This window comes from Okeania sp. SIO3I5 (genome assembly GCF_010672085.1).
Taxonomy (GTDB): domain Bacteria; phylum Cyanobacteriota; class Cyanobacteriia; order Cyanobacteriales; family Microcoleaceae; genus Trichodesmium.
Genome location: NZ_JAAHHT010000056.1, coordinates 12,989 through 31,931 on the forward strand (window position 1 = coordinate 12,989; position 18,943 = coordinate 31,931).

Here is an 18,943-nt window from a genome sequence, read left to right on the forward strand (position 1 = left end):
ACATTTGTCCACAAGCTTTTTTTGTTTCATTATAGAAGTATCGGCACTATCTATAAATTATTTGTGGATACAACTAATATAGTAATCCTATTTCAATTGTAATACTTTGGTGGCCGTTAGGAGTCAGGAGTCAACCCACCCCTAACCCCTCCCAGGAGGGGAAGTAAGGAGTCAGAATTTACTCATGTTTTCCGTTAATCTTAACTATTATAAAAATTTTCACAAATCATTTAGGATTGCTATATTATAGTTCATAAAAATATAGTCAAATATGATACATCCTTTTATACTTTAAAATTATCTAAAAATTAACGTATAAAGCCTTTCCATTGATTGAGAAAAAGCAGTCGTTTGCGGAGCATGAACTTAGGATGAAATGGATGGGTGGGTTACCTAACCACCTCCAAATCCAATCTACCAAGAGAAGAAAAAAATCCTTATTTGTCAATCCTTCTATTACAGAAGAAGTAATGATTAGTTATTAATTGTTAATTGTTGAACCTATCATCTCCGAACAAATCAGCTTCATCAAATTTATTTTTTTATCCTACTCCTAGGAGTAGGATTTTTAACAGTTAATTTTGTCTTAGCTATAGTCAAAAATTTCTCTTATAGCGCTAGGGAATAGGGAATAGGGAATAGTAAACTGTCAAAGGGTTTTTCTTATAGGGAAATGCTCCGCAAACAGGATTTAGAAATGTCCTAACCTTTACTTCGACTGCTATAAATTATTCCCAGTCATGTTTTCTCTGTCAATATTTAATCCTAGTAAATCGCGCTTCATTATCATGCTACTAAAATCCTGAAAAATACATTTTTTTTCATTACCGATCAGAGTTAGAAAGTTTAATAGGAATTTCAATCACAAATTCTGTTCCTTCTCCAATCAGAGACTTACAATGCAACTTACCATAATGTTTGTCAACAATTAATTCTTGGGAAATTGATAAACCTAAACCCATACTCTTTTCTGATTTTTTAGTAGTAAATAAAGGTTCAAATATCCGGTTATATACTTCTTCAACCATGCCTATTCCATTATCAGTAATAACAATTGCTACATAATCATCTTTCAGTTCTGTAGTAATTAAAATTTCTGGTTCAAATGGTTGAAGATTTATTTTTTTTGTTTTTAAATCTTGGTATTTTTCCTCCAGTGCATCAATAGCATTAGTAAAAATGTGCATAAACACTTGATTCAAATCTCCAGGATAACATTCGACATGAGGCAAACTCCCATACTTTTTAACCACATTAATATCAGGGCAATTCCCTTTTCCTTGAAACTGATTTTGCAAAATTAAAAGTGTACTGTCTAATCCTTTATGAATATCTACTGTTTTGATAGATTCTACTTCTAATCCTGAAAACTGTCGTAGCGATCGAACTACATCTCCAATTCGCTCTGTTGCTATTACCATTGAATCTAATAATTTTGGCAAATCTGCTTTAATAAAATCTAGTTCTATATCTTCAGTTTCTGGCACAGGATGGGGATAGTATTGCTGATACATATCTATCAAGTAGAACAAATCTTGAACATAACTTATGGCATGACTAATATTGCCAGAAATAAAATTAACAGGATTATTAACTTCATGGGCAACACCTGTTACAACCTGCCCCAATACAGATATTTTGTGCTTCTGAATTAATTGAGTAGTAGTAGAATTTAATTGTTGTAAAGTTTGCTCTAATTGTTCAGTTTGTTGTTGAAATTTTGCGTGACTATCCCGCAACGAAGCTTCCATTGCCAAACGTTCTGTAATGTCTAAACCGACAAAAACTGCTGTTGGTAATGATGCTCGATCACGATAATATTTTTGAGCAACTATTAAATAAATTCTACTTTTTCCTCTAACGTTTGCTCTTACTTCTCTGGCGCTTTTCAAATCTGCTTTAGCAAAAAAGTCATAAACAAAATCGTTAAATTCTGGGCTAGTCTGTAAAAATCCTATTTCTTGATTAATAAAAGTTTCAATAGGTAAATTGTAGGCATTAGCTAAATGTTTATTTACTCCTAAATATCGTAAATCTGCACTTATCCATGAAACTAATCCTGGTACAGCATTTAAAACACCTTGTAATTGCTCTTTAGCTTCTCGTAAATCTAGATTAATTTTCTTAGGTTGAGAAATATCACGCACAATAGCACATTGATATTTATTACCATTAAATTCTAAATAATTAACATTGATTTCTACAGGAAAAATATCACCTTCTTTACTACAAAAATTAGACTCGAACCTCAAAGAATTTTGATTTTTAACTTGTTGCCAATGGAGCTGCCAAAGTTCCTTTGATAGTTCTGGATTAATATCATGGATTGTTAGCTTTAGTAATTCCGATTCAGAATAACCAAGAAAACTACAACCCATTTTATTGGCATAGCATAGTTGTCCATCAAAACTTATCAAAAAAATTGCATCAGCAGCATTATCAATTGCTAACTGACTTAATTCTAGTTGTTGTTGCAGTTGTTTCTCAGGATTTGTTTCTTCTGTAGAGATAATCAGACCACCAATAATACCTTCATCTGTATACCAAGGTTTGACTTTCCATTTTACCCATAGTATTAAGCCATTAGCAGCAGTAATCGAGTGTTCTAACTCAAATTGGCCAATAGTCCCTAGTAGACATTTTTTGGCAAGTCCCGGCCAAGATGCCGGGAGATTAGGGAAGACCTGGTAATGCAGATTACCAATAATTTCACTAGACTCTAGTTGCCAATATTCTAACCACATACCAGAAGCAGCTAGATAGCACATTTCATGGTCTAACATTGCCATAGCAGCAGGTATATGTTTGATAAATTGGCAAAGTTGATTGTAAGTCTCATGTATTTCTGGATATTGATGACTTGGGAGAGGGGTTGAGTTTTCATAAGTGGTGGTGTGTATTGGCCTTTGTTTCATTTTTTGGATTTTCTCCCTAGTCTCATTTGGAGTTTGTGTTATTAGGTGCTGGAATCTCATCGTGGCAAATAAATAAGGGGGGTTCAAAAACAATTGTTATTCCCTCGACTATCACATTTCTAACATTAACTTGTATATAAATGCCAATATTCAATAATTAATAATTAACAATTAATAATTAATAATTACCTCTTATTTTTAAGAATATGATTAGTTAAAAAGGAATTTTTTTTCTTTTTTATCGTTTAAAGGAGAGGCTTTAAACCTTGATTTTTTTTGGGGGGAAAGTCTTGATTTGGATTAATTCTTGTACTAGGGATATTTAAAATCAAGAATTTAGGTTATGCTGCTTTAAGAAAGAATAATCAGGAAAATAATCATAATCAAAATTATTTCCTATTTGTCAGATAGCTTATACGCAAAGTAGGCAAATTAAATGTAATTATTAGACATCTCGATAAAAGAGGGAACAGGGAATAGGGGAAGTAATTGATAATTTATGAATAATAATTGATTTGATTTTTCATTATCGGAGATGTCTATTAGAGATTGAATATATCAGGAAACTTAACGAAGTCAAAAGGCAGATTTTTCCTTCTGCCTATCAGATGTACGTCTTACATTCTGTTCGCTCCGCGTTTCTCAAGGAAATGGAGACCTCACCAATTAGCACTCGCTTCTACCCTCTGCATAAATACCTTTTGCTATATACCCTGAAAAAACTTCGTAGGTGCTAGATGTTAGGTGCTTCGGAAAAAATATCTAATATCATGTCCGGTTGGATAGTTATAGATGACAAGGGAGGAGTCAGTATTTAGGAGAGAAGAGGAAGGAATTTGAAGATACTAAGACGATCTAGTTTTTTGTTTTGCAGGGCGACACGAAACCGTTCTTAGAAACCTACGATTATCTACATAAATCTCTGATTTTCTGTAAATAATCTGTTCTATTCCCGCTGTACGGACGTTGCTTGAGCATTAATGCGTTACATGTCGCGCAGCGTTAGCGGAGCGAAAGCGTCAGCAATACGTCCCTACCGTCGGCGTTATCCAGTCCACAAGCTGTCACGGACGTTCCCCGAAGGCGGAGCGTAGCTCTCACTGCCCGCCATAGGCCATAGTTAGATTTAAGCTAGCATTTAAGTCTCTGTCACAATTGTTCTTGTTATTTTAACCTAATTCAAACTACAGTTCTAACTTTTCTTAATAATTATTTGATTTTCAGTCAATTTTCAGTTACATAATTTATTCCTAGTAATCTGTAAAAATTACAGCATTTTTGGAGTTGATAAGATACAAAGTTTTAGGAGTAATGGGAATAGAAAATAGGGAAAACAAATTAGTATTAAACTATACCTTAGCGAAAAATTAAGGTATAAAGCCTTTCCATTTATGGAGAAAAAGCGGTTATTTTCGGCTCTCACAAACATGAAAAACGTTTTGCTAGCGCAAAGCTTTCCGTAGGGTGAGATGGATGGGTTGCCTAACCATATCCAATCTACCAAGAGAAGAAAAAAAATCCTTTTGGTTAATCCTTCTATAGTCATTCTGAATAAGACTAGGACGAGTGTTTCTTTCCTTGAAAGTGTTTCATTGAAAAAAGTGTTTCATCCTTATTTGAAATGACTATATTACAGAATAAGTAATAATTAATTACTAATTACTCATTATTAGTTATTAATTGTTGAACATATCCAAAATCAATAAACCTTCTGATTTTTTTGTATAAATTAGGAATAAACTAATATTTTCTCGCCTACACCAACTCCTAGACAAAACGGTAAGTAAATTCATACATTAAATCTACTCTACCTTTGCGTAAAACCGCCGAATCTAGTCTGTCTTTAGTATTACAAGTCATTAAAACAACTAATTTATGCTGATGATTAATTCCCGATTCATCTACTACGCTTTGATATAAAGTACCATCTAACAAACTAAGAATATGTTCTGTTTTACTATTAGTTTGTGCCACTTCCAGAGAGCGGTCTTGAGCTAAATTATCTGCCTCATTAATAATCAGACAAATCTGCTCTAAATATGTTGGTGGTACAAAATTTTCTACTGCATCATGATCCAAGATAAAAATTACATATCCTAGAGGAACTAAAATCTCTTTTGCTACTGCTTGAGTCCAAGCTGTTTTACCTGTTCCTGGTTCTCCACTTATTAATATAGCTAATTGATTTTGTACAAAAATTTCTTGCTGTACTTTCTCAGTAAAGTTTTGAATATCTTGAGGAAATGTATTAATAGGAAATTGACTTTGAACCTGTCCTATACGACATTGATAACCACTTACCATAACTGCCATATTGCAAGTTGATTTTCTCACCAGTGGTGCTACATCTTTAGAAATTAAACTGTAGTAACGTCTGCCTTTTTCATAAGTTTCTATTTGTAACCAACAGCAATATTTTGACCAATAGCTATATACTATACCTAAAGTTTCTAGGCGTTCCCAACTGACAAATCTTTCTATGGGATAATAAAAATTTCTTTCCATAAATGATTGGGTAATTATGTCAGGTTTACCCAATAAATCAAGAATTTTAAAAATAGTAATTTCTTGAAATCTATTCAGAGCATATTCAATTGGGATGCTGTCTCTTGTAATAGTTCGTATAACAGGAGTTTCTATGGTCAATAAATCTTGATAACGATAATCTGGAGTTGGAGGTTGAGGAGTTATATAATCCCAAAATTCATCAAATTCGTATCGTGTACTTTCTGAAAAAATGCTCAATATATTCGCCCACCAAGGAAATTGATTACGACCTAAAGCATCAGCAATATCACTAAGTATATCAAGAGTTTTTTGGCTAACTTCCCAAGGATCGTTAGATAATAAATGCGAGAAATATTCCCAATCAAATTCTCGGTAAAGTGGTCGCCAACCTGCTCCTAGTAATCCTTTATTTTGAGGATTATTTGGTTGATAATTTTGTTTATTGCCGAAGTATCCTGTTCCCATAGTTTGTTGATATTCTACTTATGCAAAAATTTTATTTGAAGATAATATAATACCATAATAAATCTACACTTCATAATTATAGATTTAAGATGACTTTTGCTTGGGTGTAGCGCTAGATTGCCTCAATACCCTTGTGCCAATTTTTTAAATATTTAAAGTCTTTGATATTTGAGATTTTCAAACACTAAAAATGTAAGCATTCAGCTATTAGCAGTCAGCAGTCAGCTCTCAGCAATAAAAATAAACAATGTAGCTCTATAGACTAGACTATTAAGGTTAGCTGATAGACTTTGATCCATACTTTTAATTCTTTGAAACCTCTCAACTGCTTTTTCCTATTTTCAAAGTAATGAAGCTGTTAACGTTTCGCTTTCGCTGCGCGACATGTTTGCGGAGCATTCCGTCAGGAAAAAGTGAGAGCTACCCTAGAAAGAGGCAGTTCCTCTCCAAGAAGCTAGCTAATAGCTGACCGCTGAATGCTTACCTAAAAATTATTAATTTAAAATAGTTTTTTCCTTTTACTTATTCTATTATATAACTACTTTTTAATTATACTCTAACTAGAATAGCCTTTTTTCTCTCCTTAAAATAGATGAAATTTGCAAATATCTAGGGGGTACTTCATCAACTAACCAAACATGATTTGCAGAAAGGTAAAAGTGATAACTATCTTGAGACATTGCCATGGCATCTACAACTAATATCATAGGTTTTCCACTTCTTCTTTTAGCTACATTTATAGCTTTATTAACATCATTGGATAAATGAACATGATGTCTTGACATTTTTTGTAAACCAGTTTTTTTAATTGAGTCGATTGCATGACTTCCTGTGCCATGATAAAGTATATCTGGAGGTATTTGTGGTTCTAATTGTAAATCTACTTCGACACTGTGTCCTTGGTTAGCACGAATAAGAGTACCACTAGAATCTAGAGAAAATCGTTTTTTATCATTTTTTTCTACAACTGTATAAAGTTCTGTTTCCCAGATAGGAAAGTTATCATGTTTAGCTGCAATCAATAGTTCTTCTATAGCAACCCAACCATGAGGATCGAGTTTAATACCTATTTTTTCGGGGTGGTGCCTCAATACAAAACTCAAATACTTACTAATTTTTACTAGACGAGAATTGTTCATACTACTATTTATTATTTTTCACAATAAATTTTTATTTATTTGAATTAGCAATTTAATTTTGATATGGTTGATTTTGTCTAGAGCATTAAAAATAATAGATGGCAAGATTGAGCTTAATGTTACTCTTATGCTACAACAGAAATATAAGAAGTGTCAAGGATAGGTATAGAAACACTAAAAAATCAAAAATTCCAAGGTAAAAGTTAAATTATTACTCTGACTAAAGCATTCATACAGCAATTCCCAAAAAGCGTGAAGTACAAAATTCTTTGGTTTTAGGGAATAGGGAATAGGGAATAGGGAATAGGGAATAGGGAATAGGGAATAGTAATTCTGATTTCGTAGGAATAGATAAAGAAGAAAAACAACTGTACCTCCGAGAGCTTGGGAAACGCTATATTAATTTGGCATTAACCTGATTTGATATAATTTACCGAAAAATAAAGGTATAAAACCTCTCCTTTTAAAGCGGTCCTTTCGCGGAGCGACATATCCAATCTACCCTTGAGAAAAGAAATAATATTTCGTTATATTCAATTCAATTCCGTTACGGTTTTAACCAGAGGTAATTATCAATTATCAATTATCAATTAATGAAAGTAGCTGTTAATCTTGACAGAAATTATTATTGAGGTAACTGTATGAAACTAAATGCTGATTTAAAAGAGCGTGTTGTTGTGTTTACTGAAGACTTGCCTTGGAGAGATTCACCAATGGCAGGGGTGCAACGACGGATGTTAGAGCGTGACGGAGAGGAAGTGGCACGGGCAACCTCTATCGTTCGGTATGCTCCTAGTAGTTACTTCTCAGCTCATACTCACGGTGGAGGAGAAGAATTTTTGGTACTTGATGGAATATTTTCCGATGAACATGGGGACTATGCACCAGGAACTTATGTCCGTAACCCAGTGAATTCTAGTCATACTCCCCATAGTAAAGATGGTTGTACTATTTTGGTGAAACTCCGGCAAATGGAACCAGAAGATCAACAACGGGTTGTCATCTCTACCACTCAAGCAAAGTGGTTCCCAGGAGAAATTGCCGGGTTACAACTAATGCCATTACATAGGTATCAGACTGAACAGGTTGCTATGATAAAATTAGCAGCAGGTACAACCCTCCCCAGCAGTGAGAATAGGGGAGGTGAAGAAATTTTTGTCCTTGAAGGTGTATTGAAGGATGAAGAAGGTACTTATCCCAAAGGAACATGGTTGCGGAATCCACCAGGATATATTCATACTCTATCTAGCTATGAAAATTGCTTAATTTATCGCAAAATTGGACATCTTAATTAAGAATAGAGAGTAAGGAGTAGGGTGCGCAACGCACCCTACTAGAGTGACTATTATTCCTGATTTACTCTTTTGCCAATCTTCCAATGCTGCTATAATAAAACTAGAAGCAGGATGATTAATAAGTTGTTCGACAGCAGTAACTCCACCAGCTTTCATAGCACTTAACATTCTTTGTTCCTTAGTTGGATTATTATCAATTTGTGTAATTACTTCTGTAGCAATTTTCATTTTACCCGCCGTTGTATCCGATGGATAAGTTTCGTCTAGTTGCTTTAGTAATTCTTGAATATCTTTTGCTGCTTCTGCTACATCCTGCTGCTGAAATTCATTTGTATAAACAGTTTTTGACTGATGATTTTGAAAAAGTCTAGGATCGTTAACCATTAACTTAGTAAGCTCTTGTATCAGAAGAATTAAAAGTTCAAAAGAGAAACGTTTTTTGACTGCTTATTTTAATGTTTGTATTTCTTTTGATTGAGGATTTGGATGATTATACATTATCCAATATAGATAAGGATATATTTCTGAATATAGAGTAAATATTTTTTCTCTGTCTTCTTTTTTCAAAACATAGTTTACCTCGCCTTCTGCACTAATATTTGTCAATAAACCATCAATTAAGTTTAAATTAGAAATACACTTTTGATAACCTTCCCACAATTTTTCTTTTTCCCAAGTCTTGGTATCTTTACTTAGTTGATAGCGATTATTTAGGGCTTGCTGATTAAATCTAAAAGTATTGAAAGAGCAAGGTTTGAGGCTTTTTGATCGTCAGAAATACCTGGTGCGTGAGCTGCTTCATGCTTAAAAAGTGAGGATGAAAGGGTTGACGCGAGGCAGAAAAATCACGAATTAAATTCTTCCTCCTGCCTTCTCATTCCCCATTCCTCCTGTCTCCTGTCTCCTGTCTCCTGACTCCTACCCTTACTCATAAGACTTTTTCAGCAAACCTCCACCAACTAACGAGCTAATAATATCATGTCCGGATAAGAGCGTGATAAAAAAACTTTCTCTTCTTGATAGCTTAAAATTCCCTCTTCTTCCCTCATTACTCATTACTCATTACTCATTACTCATTACTCATTTCGCGCAGCGAAACGTCCCTACGGGAGAAAGAATGCTTACCCCTATTCCCTATTTCCTGTTAATAATAAACTGCCTTCTGCTGGAAAGTTTTCTGGATTTTTTTGATTAAAACGCCAATATTGCTGATAATTGTTCAAAAAGTTTTGCCCTAAAATTCCATCAACTTCTAATAACTTCAACACTGGGGAAGACAAAATTACTGTTTCTAAGTTTGCCAGCTCATAATTTCCCATTTTAACTTTAGCTAAGGAAGCATATTCTGCCATTTCAATTCCACAAAAACCCTGGACTCGAATTTCCTGTCTTTCCGCAGCAGAAATTTTTAACTGACTAGCTAATTTCTGAGAAATAAAAATACTTTCTGCTCCCGTATCTAACATAAAAATAAACGGACCTTTGCCATTAATTTCTACCTCAGCTAACATTACTCCTAACTTAGATTTAAGTGGGATAGCATCTTTAATATTTTCAGCAGGTATTAGAGTTGGAGATAGTAATCGTAATTCTTGGGTTTGAGGAATTATTTCTAAATCAAAATTACTGAGAATATCCATTCCCAAAACTCCTGATAATCCCTCTGGCATTATAGTAGTAGTAAATTCTAAACCTGTTAATTTTTCGACTTTAACATTATCAATTTTTAATACAGGTAAACGATGCAAATTAGCTTTCATTTCTGGGCACTCATCTCCTGCTACTGCAGAAGTTAAAAGTTCTTGTGGTATAGCTTCTCCTGTTAACCCTAATTCTTTGATTGTTTCTGTTGAAATGATTGTAGTCGAAGCTCCTGTATCTAATAAAAAATTACCCGATTTTTCCCCAATAGTTGCTGTTAAAGTAAAAGCTGTTCCGCCGCCTAAAAATTTTAGGGGAATATTTGCTCTTCCTGTTACTTTTGGGCTGGGTAAATTGAGACCTTCTAGTTGTACAATGGCTCCAATTAATGTGTGTTGGTAAGTAGGGATATAATTCCTTTTACCATTTTTTAGGAAATTAGGTTTTGTTGGAGCGATCGCTACATTTTTTTGCCAAACAATAGGTCTTATTAGAGCTAAACTAGGGGAAATAATTATGCAGCTAATAGCGCCAATAATAATAATTTTGATAGCTCTTATTGTACTGTTGCTAATTGTAAGTTACCTCCTGGTGCGGTGTAATGCTTGGTTTAAATTGATAATCAGTTTAGGAAAAACTACATATATTTCAAAGTCGCTATTTGAAGGACTTTCTCTTTGTTTTAGAGAAGCATGATAGCTGAGACTTCGACTTACCGAAAAATTTGGGTTTAAAGCCTCCCCTTTTAAGCATTGCTCATTCTTTGTCGCCAGAGAATAAATTGACCCTGCCCCTTAGATAGGGGATAATAAATAAAAATTTTCATAATTAGTCAATCCTATCAGTTTCAAGGAGAGGTAATTATTAATTATTCATTATTCATTATTAATTGTTGAATCATATCTACTGACTGTAGTTTTTTTTACCAAAAAATGAGGTCTAAAGCCTCCCCTTTTAATGGGATTAAAAAAATGTTTAATTCAGTATTTCAAGTCTTTGATTTTAGTCGGAGGTTCGCTGATAACTGATAACTGATAACTGAAATGACCATCTTGATTTTTATAACCTCTAATCGTCTTTTGTGCAACAAAGCAGTTCTTACCACTTCATCAATGAGAAGATACTTATCTTCAGCTTTTTTTAACAAAAACTCTCTTAATAAAATGTAATGTATTTATTAGTCAGATAACTATTAAGATAATTTTATCCTTAAACTAAAGTATGTGAAAATATTGTCAATATCAAGTTAGCTCGAGACAAAAAACATATTTATGAAGCAGTCCTCAACCTAGGAAAGTCATAATCTTTAATCATGCTTCAATATTTAGATGATACCTTAAAATCCCTACTGGAGAGTGAAATCCAAGTACTTCCTTCAACAGGAGATACAAAAATTACTATTAGTTTTGATACACCCTATCAAGGGACGATCGAAAACAAGCCAGCAATTAATTGTTTTCTCTACGACGTGCGAGAGAACTTGGAATTACGCAGCAGTAGTTGGTCAGTCGAACGGCAAAATAATGGTAAAGCTCTCAAAAAACGTCCCCCTGCTAGGATAGATTGTTCATATCTAATTACTGCTTGGCCTCAAAATGAAGATGATATCCAGACAGAACATGAACTTTTGGGAGAAGTTATGAAGGTGTTACTGCGCCATAGAAAAATTCCTGAAACTTATGTTGTGGAAAATGACTTTGAAGGACAAGAAATCCCCATGAGACTAATTAGTTTACGTCCTAGTAATGTACAAAGTTTTGGGGAGTTATGGCAAGCAATGGGAGGAAAAGATGGGACAAAACCCAAGGTTGTATTGCATTGTACCGTTACCATTTCTGTTCCTGTAGATGAAGCAGGAGAAGAAGTGGCATTGGTAGGAGTTGCTCAACCTAACTCTCAATAGTTGACTAAGGAAAGTAATCATGCTTAATATGATTATATCTAACCTACAGATAGCGATCGCTGGTAGGGTTTTAGAAGAAGGGGAAACGGAAAAACCAATTTCTGGGGCGATGGTAGAAATAATCGCAATGCCAGATAAATTCCAAGAAATTTTATCCCTGAAAGCCTTGCAATACGGTTTGCAGTGGGAAAAAATGAGCGATCGGCCTGACCGAAAAATCACAGCTAGTGATGGTTATTTTTACTTTGTTGATTTACCTCAAGGTATATATACTCTTGCAGCTTCTGTACCTGGAAGTAGGAGTCAATATGGTACCAAAGATTTTACTGTAGAAGAAGACTCTAGCAATAGAATTATAACGGTCATAGATGATATTGATTTATTCCCAGTTGGAATTCAAGGTCAGGTTATAGATTCTGATTCCAACGAAGGAATAGGTTTAGCCAAAATACAAGTTGACAAAAGTACAGAATTTACGTTAAGTAATTTTCAGGGGAACTACCGCTTAGGTGTAGAAATTTCAACACTTCAGAAAAACAACAAGGTAACACTAAATGTATCTGCTACTGGTTATGATGAGGTTTCTGAAGTAGTTGATGTCGATCTAACAAAGGTAACTGAAAAGAATTTATTTCTTGAGCGTCAAGCAAATTAGTACAACATAATCTAGGAGTTCATTAAATGCCTACTTATTTGTCGCCCGGTGTTTATGTAGAAGAAATTGCTTCCGGTTCTGCTCCCATAGTAGGGGTAGGAACAAGTATTGCTGCTTTTATCGGCACAATTAGTATGACAGAATCATATAACTTTAATAATGTCGTTGGAGAGAAGGTGGGAAGTGGAGATGGTGCAGAAACAAGTTTTCCTCTAAGCAATTATCCAGTTGTAAATTCTGGATTTAATGTTGAGGTTGATAGTAATCAAGCAAGTGGCGTTTCCCTTGTAAATGACGACATTGCCAAAAAGTCTCAAATTGTATTTGCAACTGCACCTGCATCTAATGAGGAAATTACTGTTGATTACTATCTCAATCAATCAATAAAAGGAGAAATTAAACTCTGTACTAACTTTAGTGAATTTAAGAACTTCTTTGGTGATTTTTTCCCCCCTAGTGGTGATACTCTAGGACAAAACACCTTAGCTCATGCGGTTTATGGTTTTTTCAGAAATGGGGGAACTCGTTGTTATGTAACCTGGATAACTGACCAAAGTGAAGTTGGCGGTGTTTTGGAGGATTTTGAAGCTATTGATGAAATTACCATTGTTGTGGCCCCAGGAAACCTAACGTTGAGCAGTGATATTAAAGACCACTGTGAAAAAATGGGCGATCGCATTGCTATCCTAGATAGTGATAGTGTAGAGAGCATCGACCTTAGCGCTACAGGAGTTGTTGATACCCTGAAAACCTTCAATTCTACCTATGCAGCTTTGTATTTCCCCTGGATTCAAGTTTACGATCCTGCTAGTAATAGTAATATTTATGTTCCTCCCAGTGGTCATATTGCCGGAGTTTATGCACGGGTGGATGGACAAAGGGGAGTCCACAAAGCACCTGCAAATGAAACAATTTTAGGGGCATTAGAATTAGAATATAACCTGAGTAAAGCCAAACAAGACGGACTCAACCCCGATGGGATTAACTGCATTCGCAAATTAAACGGAAATATTCGAGTTTGGGGTGCGCGAACTTTGGGGGGTGATGCTAACGGAGAGTTTAAATATGTAAATATTCGCCGTCAGTTTAGTTATCTGCGAGACTCGATTGATCAAGGAACTCAGTGGACAGTCTTTGAACCCAATGACTCCGAACTCTGGGCAAAAATTCGTCGTAATATTAGTGCTTTTTTGACGAACGAATGGCGCAATGGAGCATTATTTGGTACAACACCCCAAGAAGCTTTTTATGTCAAATGTGATGCAGAAACTAACCCTGCTGAAGTTCGGGATTTGGGTCAAGTTATCACAGAAATTGGCGTAGCAGTTATTAAACCCGCAGAATTTGTAATTTTCCGTCTCAGTCAATGGTCTGGTTCGTGACAATAGGCAATAAATAGGTCATTTGAGGATACGAACTAACATTTATGCAAACTAAAGAGCAAAAAATACCAGGCATAGAACTCAAGGATATTGTTCCAACACCAGAACCTGAATTACTGACTGGTGTTCCGGTATTCTTTGGTTTGGCAGACGAACACCATAATGAACCCCAAAAGGTAACTTTGGGGACTCAGTTTGACCACTATTTTCCTAGTTTGCGAGAGAGCGAGGAATATTTGCGAGATGCAGTCAAAGGTTTTTTTGACAATGGAGGTCGTCTTTGTTATGTCATTGCTTTAGCAGATAATACTCTTAAGGCACTGCAAGAAGGTTTAGAAGCAAGCGAAATCCTAGAAAATATTGATTTAGTTTGTGTTCCAGACATCATGCTGAAAACAGAAGCAGAAATTGTTCAAATGCAGCAAACTGTTTTAGAACATTGTGACCGTATGGGCGATCGCTTTGCCATTCTTGATGGTTTAAATGATATTGGAAAACTAAACTCGCAAAGACAGCAACTTTCGAGTCTAAATGGAGCATTATATGCACCTTGGCTAAAAATCGAAAATCTGACAAATTCCAGTAACCCGAAGTCCATTCCTCCCTGCGGTCATATTGCTGGGATATATGCTAGTTCTGATAGAACAGTTGGAATACATGGCGCACCTGCCAATATAGAACTTGAAGGGGTACTGGATTTGAGTTTTTCCTTAACTCCAACAGAGCAAGCACAGCTTAATCCTGAAAATGAACCAGGAATCAATTGTATTCGTAGCTTACGAGGACGAGGGATACGAGTCTGGGGAGTACGAACTCTGAGTTCCCTTTCTGAATGGCAATATGTCAACGTCCGTCGCTTATTTATCACTTTTGGACGGTGGGCAAATCAGAACCTAACGGATACAGTGTTTGAACCCAATGATTTCCGTTTATGGGTGCGACTGGAAAGGGAATTAAGTGTTTATTGTGAATCTTTGTGGCAACAAGGAGCGATCCAAGGTGCTGTTCCTCAAGAAGCATTTTATGTGAAATGTGATGAAGAAACCAATCCCCCTGAAAATCGAGAGATGGGACAGGTAATAGCAGAAGTTGGTTTAGCACCGACTATTCCGGGAGAATTTATTCAACTTTTGCTGGTTCAAAGTAGTAGTGGAATTACACTTACTTGATATGCTCCCGATTTTAGAATCTGGCAAATGGCATTTGCCCTCTACAGGTAGGGTATTGTCTAAGAGTTTGTGTAAGTCCTAATAAGAACAGGACTTACGCACGCGCAACCAAGAAACCGGGTTGATTGCTGTGATCTTGTTGTTCAAACCACGAAATTTCCGTAAAGAAACCCGGTTTCTGCGTAATATCAAATCCGGTAGTATCCTTATAATTCAAGACCGTAGGGGTTTGGTCTCCAAATCCTCTACAAACTAGGATTTTTCGCTCTTTTCTGATGGTAGAACCTTATTCTCCAAAGCAAGCGGATTTGATATAAGTCCTAATAATAAAATACGTCCTGCTTGTCAAAGTTAGCGGAACGTTTTATTTGTGGAAATATCGAACTTTTGAGCAAAAAATCAGGTTTCAAACCTCTGGGTGAAGGCAGAGGATAGGTACTGATAACTGATAACTGATAACTGAGTAAAGGAGGTTATTTTATGCCAACACTTTCTAATCCCCATGATCCCTACAGTGGATATAATTTCTGGGTTGAATGGGATGGTATTGTTCATGCTGGTTTTAGTGAATGTAGCGGTTTAACAGCTACTCGCAATACAAGTGATTATAGAGAAGGAACAGATAAATCGTTAGGGAAGCGTAAAGTTCCTGGTCTGAATGATTATGGGAATATTACCTTAAAACGAGGATTTACTGATAATCAAGAACTGTGGGAATGGCACAAAAAATTACAAAATGGAGAGACAGATAGGCGCAATCTTTCCATTATTTTGGCAGACGACAAAGGAGAAGAAAAAATCAGGTGGAATTTAGAAAATTGCTGGCCTACTACTTGGAATGCTCCAGATTTTAATGCTACTTCTGATGAAATTTCCATAGAAACTCTGGAATTAGTTCACGAAGGAATTACCATAGGTTAATACAGTCAGGATTTACGCAAAGGCATATATAGAGTATTGGTGCGTTACTAAGCGCGCTAACACACCCTACTGGACTGACACACCTTAAATGGTGCGTTAGATGGGGAGGGTGGGAAGTGTGGGAAGTGTGGGAGGGTGGGGAGGAAAAGATATCTAAAAACAAAAATCTATTGCACAGTTTTAGCTGTGTCAGTCTACTACTGGACTGTTTCATCTTAAATGATGCAATAGGCTTTTTTCTCCCTTACCACCTTGTCTTCCTTGTCCTCCTTGTCTTCCTTGTCTTCCCACAACCTAAAATAATCATGCACAGTTTTAGATGAAACAGTCCACTACTACCAATAGCGTTCATTTGACATAACTTTTGACTTGAAAATCATGCAGCAAACAGAATTTCCTTTTATCTTACCCCAAGGATATCTCGATTCGGAAGGTAATACCCACAAAGAAGGCATTATGAGGCTTTCTACAGCTTATGATGAAATTGCCCCGATGCGAGATCCAAGGGTGCAGAAAAATCCTGGTTATTTGGTGATTATTCTCTTAGCAAGGACTATAGTTAAGCTTGGAACTTTAGAGCAAATTAATACTAAGGTAATTGAGGGTTTATTTTCGGGAGATTTTGTTTACTTGCAAGATTTTTATCAAAGAATTAACCAAAATGGTCATAGTCGCCTCCGGGTAGCTTGTCCTCATTGTGGTGGTGAGTTTGAGGTGGAAACTACTCCTATGGGGGAGTAGTTAGCTACCCCCTAGAAAGACTCATGGAGGAGGTAGCTTATCTGGCATATCATTTTCATTGGTCTTATGAACAGATTATGACAATGGAACACCGAGAACGTCAGCAGTGGGTAGGACAAGTAGCACAAATTAATCAGCGACTAAATGATAATAATGGATAATTAAGGGTTTGCTGAATAAAGTCTTTTAGCAAGGGTAGGAGACAGGAGACAGGAGACAGGAGACAGGAGGAATGGGGAATTTAGATAAGGCAGGAGGAAGAATTTAATTTGTGATTTTTCTGTCTCGCATTACCTTAAAATCCTCACTTTTTCAGCTCTATCCACTGAAAAGCTCACACTTTTTCAGGGGTTAAAATTGCTAAAACCCGTATCTGTCAATGCTTTGATATTTAATAAGCAAGTCCTAATTATTCATTATTCATTATTCATTAACGAAGGAGGAACGGATGAATCTAAAATTTCTCGCACTGAAAGCAGCTTTACTTGCAGGTTCTACTTCAAGTTTACTAGGACACGACCCCTACATGAGTTATAATTTTGCCGTAGAAATTGGTGGAGTTGTTGTTGGTGGTTTTAGTGAAGTTAGTGGTTTAAGTAGTGAAATAGAATTGGAATCTTATGAGGAAGGGGGATTAAATGGTTTTGTACATAAATTTCCTAAACATACTACTTATCCGAATTTGGTTTTAAGTCGGGGATTGGTTAAGACTGATTTGTTTTATACCTGGTATCAAGCAACAACTCAAGGATTGATTGAACAATTAAATGGTACAATTTTGTTGCTTAATAGTCAGCAATTTCCGGTAAGGTGGTGGACGGTAAAAAAGGCATATCCCGTTAAGTGGGAAGGACCACAATTGAACGCGAGTAGCGATGAAATTGCTGTAGAAAAAATTGAACTGGTACATCAAGGAATTTCTAAGTACGGTAGATTTTTTGGATAACAAAGGTTATGAAAAATGTTTCATCAAATTGGGAAAATTCCCTCAATTATAGTTTGGTAAATCGCCTTACTCGTCCCTTACATCAACCAGGAATAATAAAAATGGCGATGAGTCAGGGGATAATAAATCGTAGCGATCGCTTTTTAAATCGGGTACCTCTCTTGAGTGAACAAATGGGACGTTGGGGTAATAATACTAGCGTATCCTATGATGCTGTTCCTATTGTTTATGCAGAACCTGTTTCATCAGCAAGGGAACAGGAAATTGGGACTGGAAAAGATAATGTTCAGGTGTCTAATAAATCTAAAAATCAGTCTTCAGTTCCTATCATTCAGCGAAAAGAAGATTCTTCTCTGGAGAAACCAGTTCAAAAAGATAATAAGACTATAGCTGTTCAAAATTTAACAGATTTATCAAGTTCTAATTTTGCGGATGAAATAACTCCCTCTTTTTCTTTAGAAACTGAAGTTAATCAAAGGTCTATTTCCCCATCGGAAATACCGTTAGTTTCTCCACAACCGATTTCTGAGGAATTAGCTAAGACTTCAGAAATGCCGTTACAAGGAAAATTTATCGACTCGTCAAATAGTTCAGAGTTAAATTCAAATATTTCATCAAGTTCGAGTCAACAAGAGACAGAAAGAATTAATCAAACTTCTATTTCCCCATCAGAAATACCGTTAGTTTCTCCACGACCGATTTCTGAGGAATTAGCTAAGATTTCAGAAATGCCGTTACAAGGAAAATTTATCGACTCGTCAAATACTTCAGAATTAAATCCCAAAATTTCATCAACCTCTAGGAAAGAACAGGCAAAAATAATTGATGAAACTTCTACTTCCCCATCAGAAATACCGTTAGTTTCTCCACGACCGATTTCTGAGGAATTAGCAAATTCAGAAATGCCGTTACAAGGAAAATTTGTTGACTCGTCAAATATTTCAGAATTAAATTCAAATATTTCATCAAGTTCGAGTCAACAAGAGACAGAAAGAATTAATCAAACTTCTATTTCCTCATCGGAAATACCGTTAGTTTCTCCACAACCGATTTCTGAGGAATTAGCTAAGATTTCAGAAATGCCGTTACAAGGAAAATTTATTGATTCGTCAAATAGTTCAGAGTTAAATTCAAATATTTCATCAAGTTCGAGTCAACAAGAGACAGAAAGAATTAATCAAACTTCTATTTCCCCATCAGAAATACCGTTAGTTTCTCCACAACCGATTTCTGAGGAATTAGCAAATTCAGAAATGCCGTTAC

At 35.6% G+C, this 18,943-nt stretch carries 15 protein-coding genes and 1 pseudogene; 10 read left to right on the plus strand and 6 right to left on the minus strand.

The window, feature by feature from the left end; all coding sequences use genetic code 11:
- Positions 1-824: 824 nt before the first annotated feature.
- The 3 genes from F6K40_RS15105 to F6K40_RS15115 all read right to left on the minus strand — a co-directional run bounded on the left by F6K40_RS15105 (position 825) and on the right by F6K40_RS15115 (position 7,027).
- A complete protein-coding gene (locus tag F6K40_RS15105; RefSeq protein ID WP_293137184.1) occupies positions 825-2,915 on the minus strand; it encodes a PAS domain-containing sensor histidine kinase in 2,091 nt (696 codons plus the stop codon).
- A gap of 1,767 nt (positions 2,916-4,682) precedes the next feature.
- Entirely contained in the window at positions 4,683-5,888 is a 1,206-nt protein-coding gene (locus F6K40_RS15110) for an AAA family ATPase (protein WP_293137186.1), read from the minus strand.
- Positions 5,889-6,448: 560 nt separating this feature from the next.
- Positions 6,449-7,027, minus strand: a complete 579-nt coding sequence (locus tag F6K40_RS15115; RefSeq protein ID WP_293137188.1) for an RNA 2'-phosphotransferase — start codon at positions 7,025-7,027, stop codon at positions 6,449-6,451.
- A gap of 641 nt (positions 7,028-7,668) precedes the next feature.
- Between F6K40_RS15115 and F6K40_RS15120 the strand changes: the two genes are divergently transcribed.
- Positions 7,669-8,322, plus strand: a complete 654-nt coding sequence (locus F6K40_RS15120; RefSeq protein WP_293137190.1) for a cupin domain-containing protein — start codon at positions 7,669-7,671, stop codon at positions 8,320-8,322.
- Here the strand turns inward: F6K40_RS15120 and F6K40_RS15125 are convergent.
- The 3 genes from F6K40_RS15125 to F6K40_RS15135 form a co-directional block, all read right to left on the minus strand.
- Positions 8,290-8,706 carry a hypothetical protein gene (locus F6K40_RS15125; protein WP_293137192.1) on the minus strand — a complete coding sequence of 139 codons (417 nt, stop codon included), beginning with the start codon at positions 8,704-8,706 and terminating at the stop codon, positions 8,290-8,292. The two genes, F6K40_RS15120 and F6K40_RS15125, sit on opposite strands and share 33 nt — an antisense overlap.
- Positions 8,707-8,769: 63 nt before the next feature.
- On the minus strand, positions 8,770-8,982 hold the full coding sequence (locus tag F6K40_RS15130; RefSeq protein WP_293137194.1) for a hypothetical protein: 213 nt from the start codon (positions 8,980-8,982) through the stop codon (positions 8,770-8,772).
- A 467-nt stretch (positions 8,983-9,449) separates the two neighbouring features.
- Entirely contained in the window at positions 9,450-10,538 is a 1,089-nt protein-coding gene (locus tag F6K40_RS15135) for a retropepsin-like aspartic protease (protein ID WP_365671544.1), read from the minus strand.
- A 737-nt stretch (positions 10,539-11,275) separates the two neighbouring features.
- Here F6K40_RS15135 and F6K40_RS15140 point away from each other — a divergent pair.
- The 9 genes and pseudogenes from F6K40_RS15140 to F6K40_RS15180 all read left to right on the plus strand — a co-directional run.
- On the plus strand, positions 11,276-11,866 hold the full coding sequence (locus tag F6K40_RS15140) for a Pvc16 family protein (RefSeq protein WP_293137196.1): 591 nt from the start codon (positions 11,276-11,278) through the stop codon (positions 11,864-11,866).
- Between the two features lie 19 nt (positions 11,867-11,885).
- Positions 11,886-12,521, plus strand: coding sequence for a carboxypeptidase regulatory-like domain-containing protein (locus F6K40_RS15145; RefSeq protein WP_293137198.1), 636 nt, complete (start codon positions 11,886-11,888; stop codon positions 12,519-12,521).
- Between the two features lie 26 nt (positions 12,522-12,547).
- Positions 12,548-13,903 carry a phage tail sheath subtilisin-like domain-containing protein gene (locus F6K40_RS15150; protein WP_293137200.1) on the plus strand — a complete coding sequence of 452 codons (1,356 nt, stop codon included), beginning with the start codon at positions 12,548-12,550 and terminating at the stop codon, positions 13,901-13,903.
- Between the two features lie 44 nt (positions 13,904-13,947).
- Positions 13,948-15,072, plus strand: a complete 1,125-nt coding sequence (locus F6K40_RS15155) for a phage tail sheath family protein (RefSeq protein WP_293137202.1) — start codon at positions 13,948-13,950, stop codon at positions 15,070-15,072.
- Positions 15,073-15,552: 480 nt separating this feature from the next.
- A complete protein-coding gene (locus F6K40_RS15160; RefSeq protein WP_293137204.1) occupies positions 15,553-15,993 on the plus strand; it encodes a phage tail protein in 441 nt (146 codons plus the stop codon).
- A gap of 378 nt (positions 15,994-16,371) precedes the next feature.
- On the plus strand, positions 16,372-16,734 hold the full coding sequence (locus tag F6K40_RS15165) for a phage tail assembly protein (RefSeq protein ID WP_293137206.1): 363 nt from the start codon (positions 16,372-16,374) through the stop codon (positions 16,732-16,734).
- Positions 16,735-16,754: 20 nt separating this feature from the next.
- Positions 16,755-16,895: pseudogene (locus F6K40_RS15170) on the plus strand (DUF6760 family protein); the annotation flags it as partial.
- Positions 16,896-17,182: 287 nt separating this feature from the next.
- Positions 17,183-17,680, plus strand: coding sequence for a phage tail protein (locus tag F6K40_RS15175; RefSeq protein WP_293137210.1), 498 nt, complete (start codon positions 17,183-17,185; stop codon positions 17,678-17,680).
- An 8-nt stretch (positions 17,681-17,688) separates the two neighbouring features.
- Positions 17,689-18,943, plus strand: a 1,255-nt coding sequence (locus tag F6K40_RS15180) for a hypothetical protein (protein ID WP_293137212.1), incomplete at its 3' end; no start/stop codon positions are given.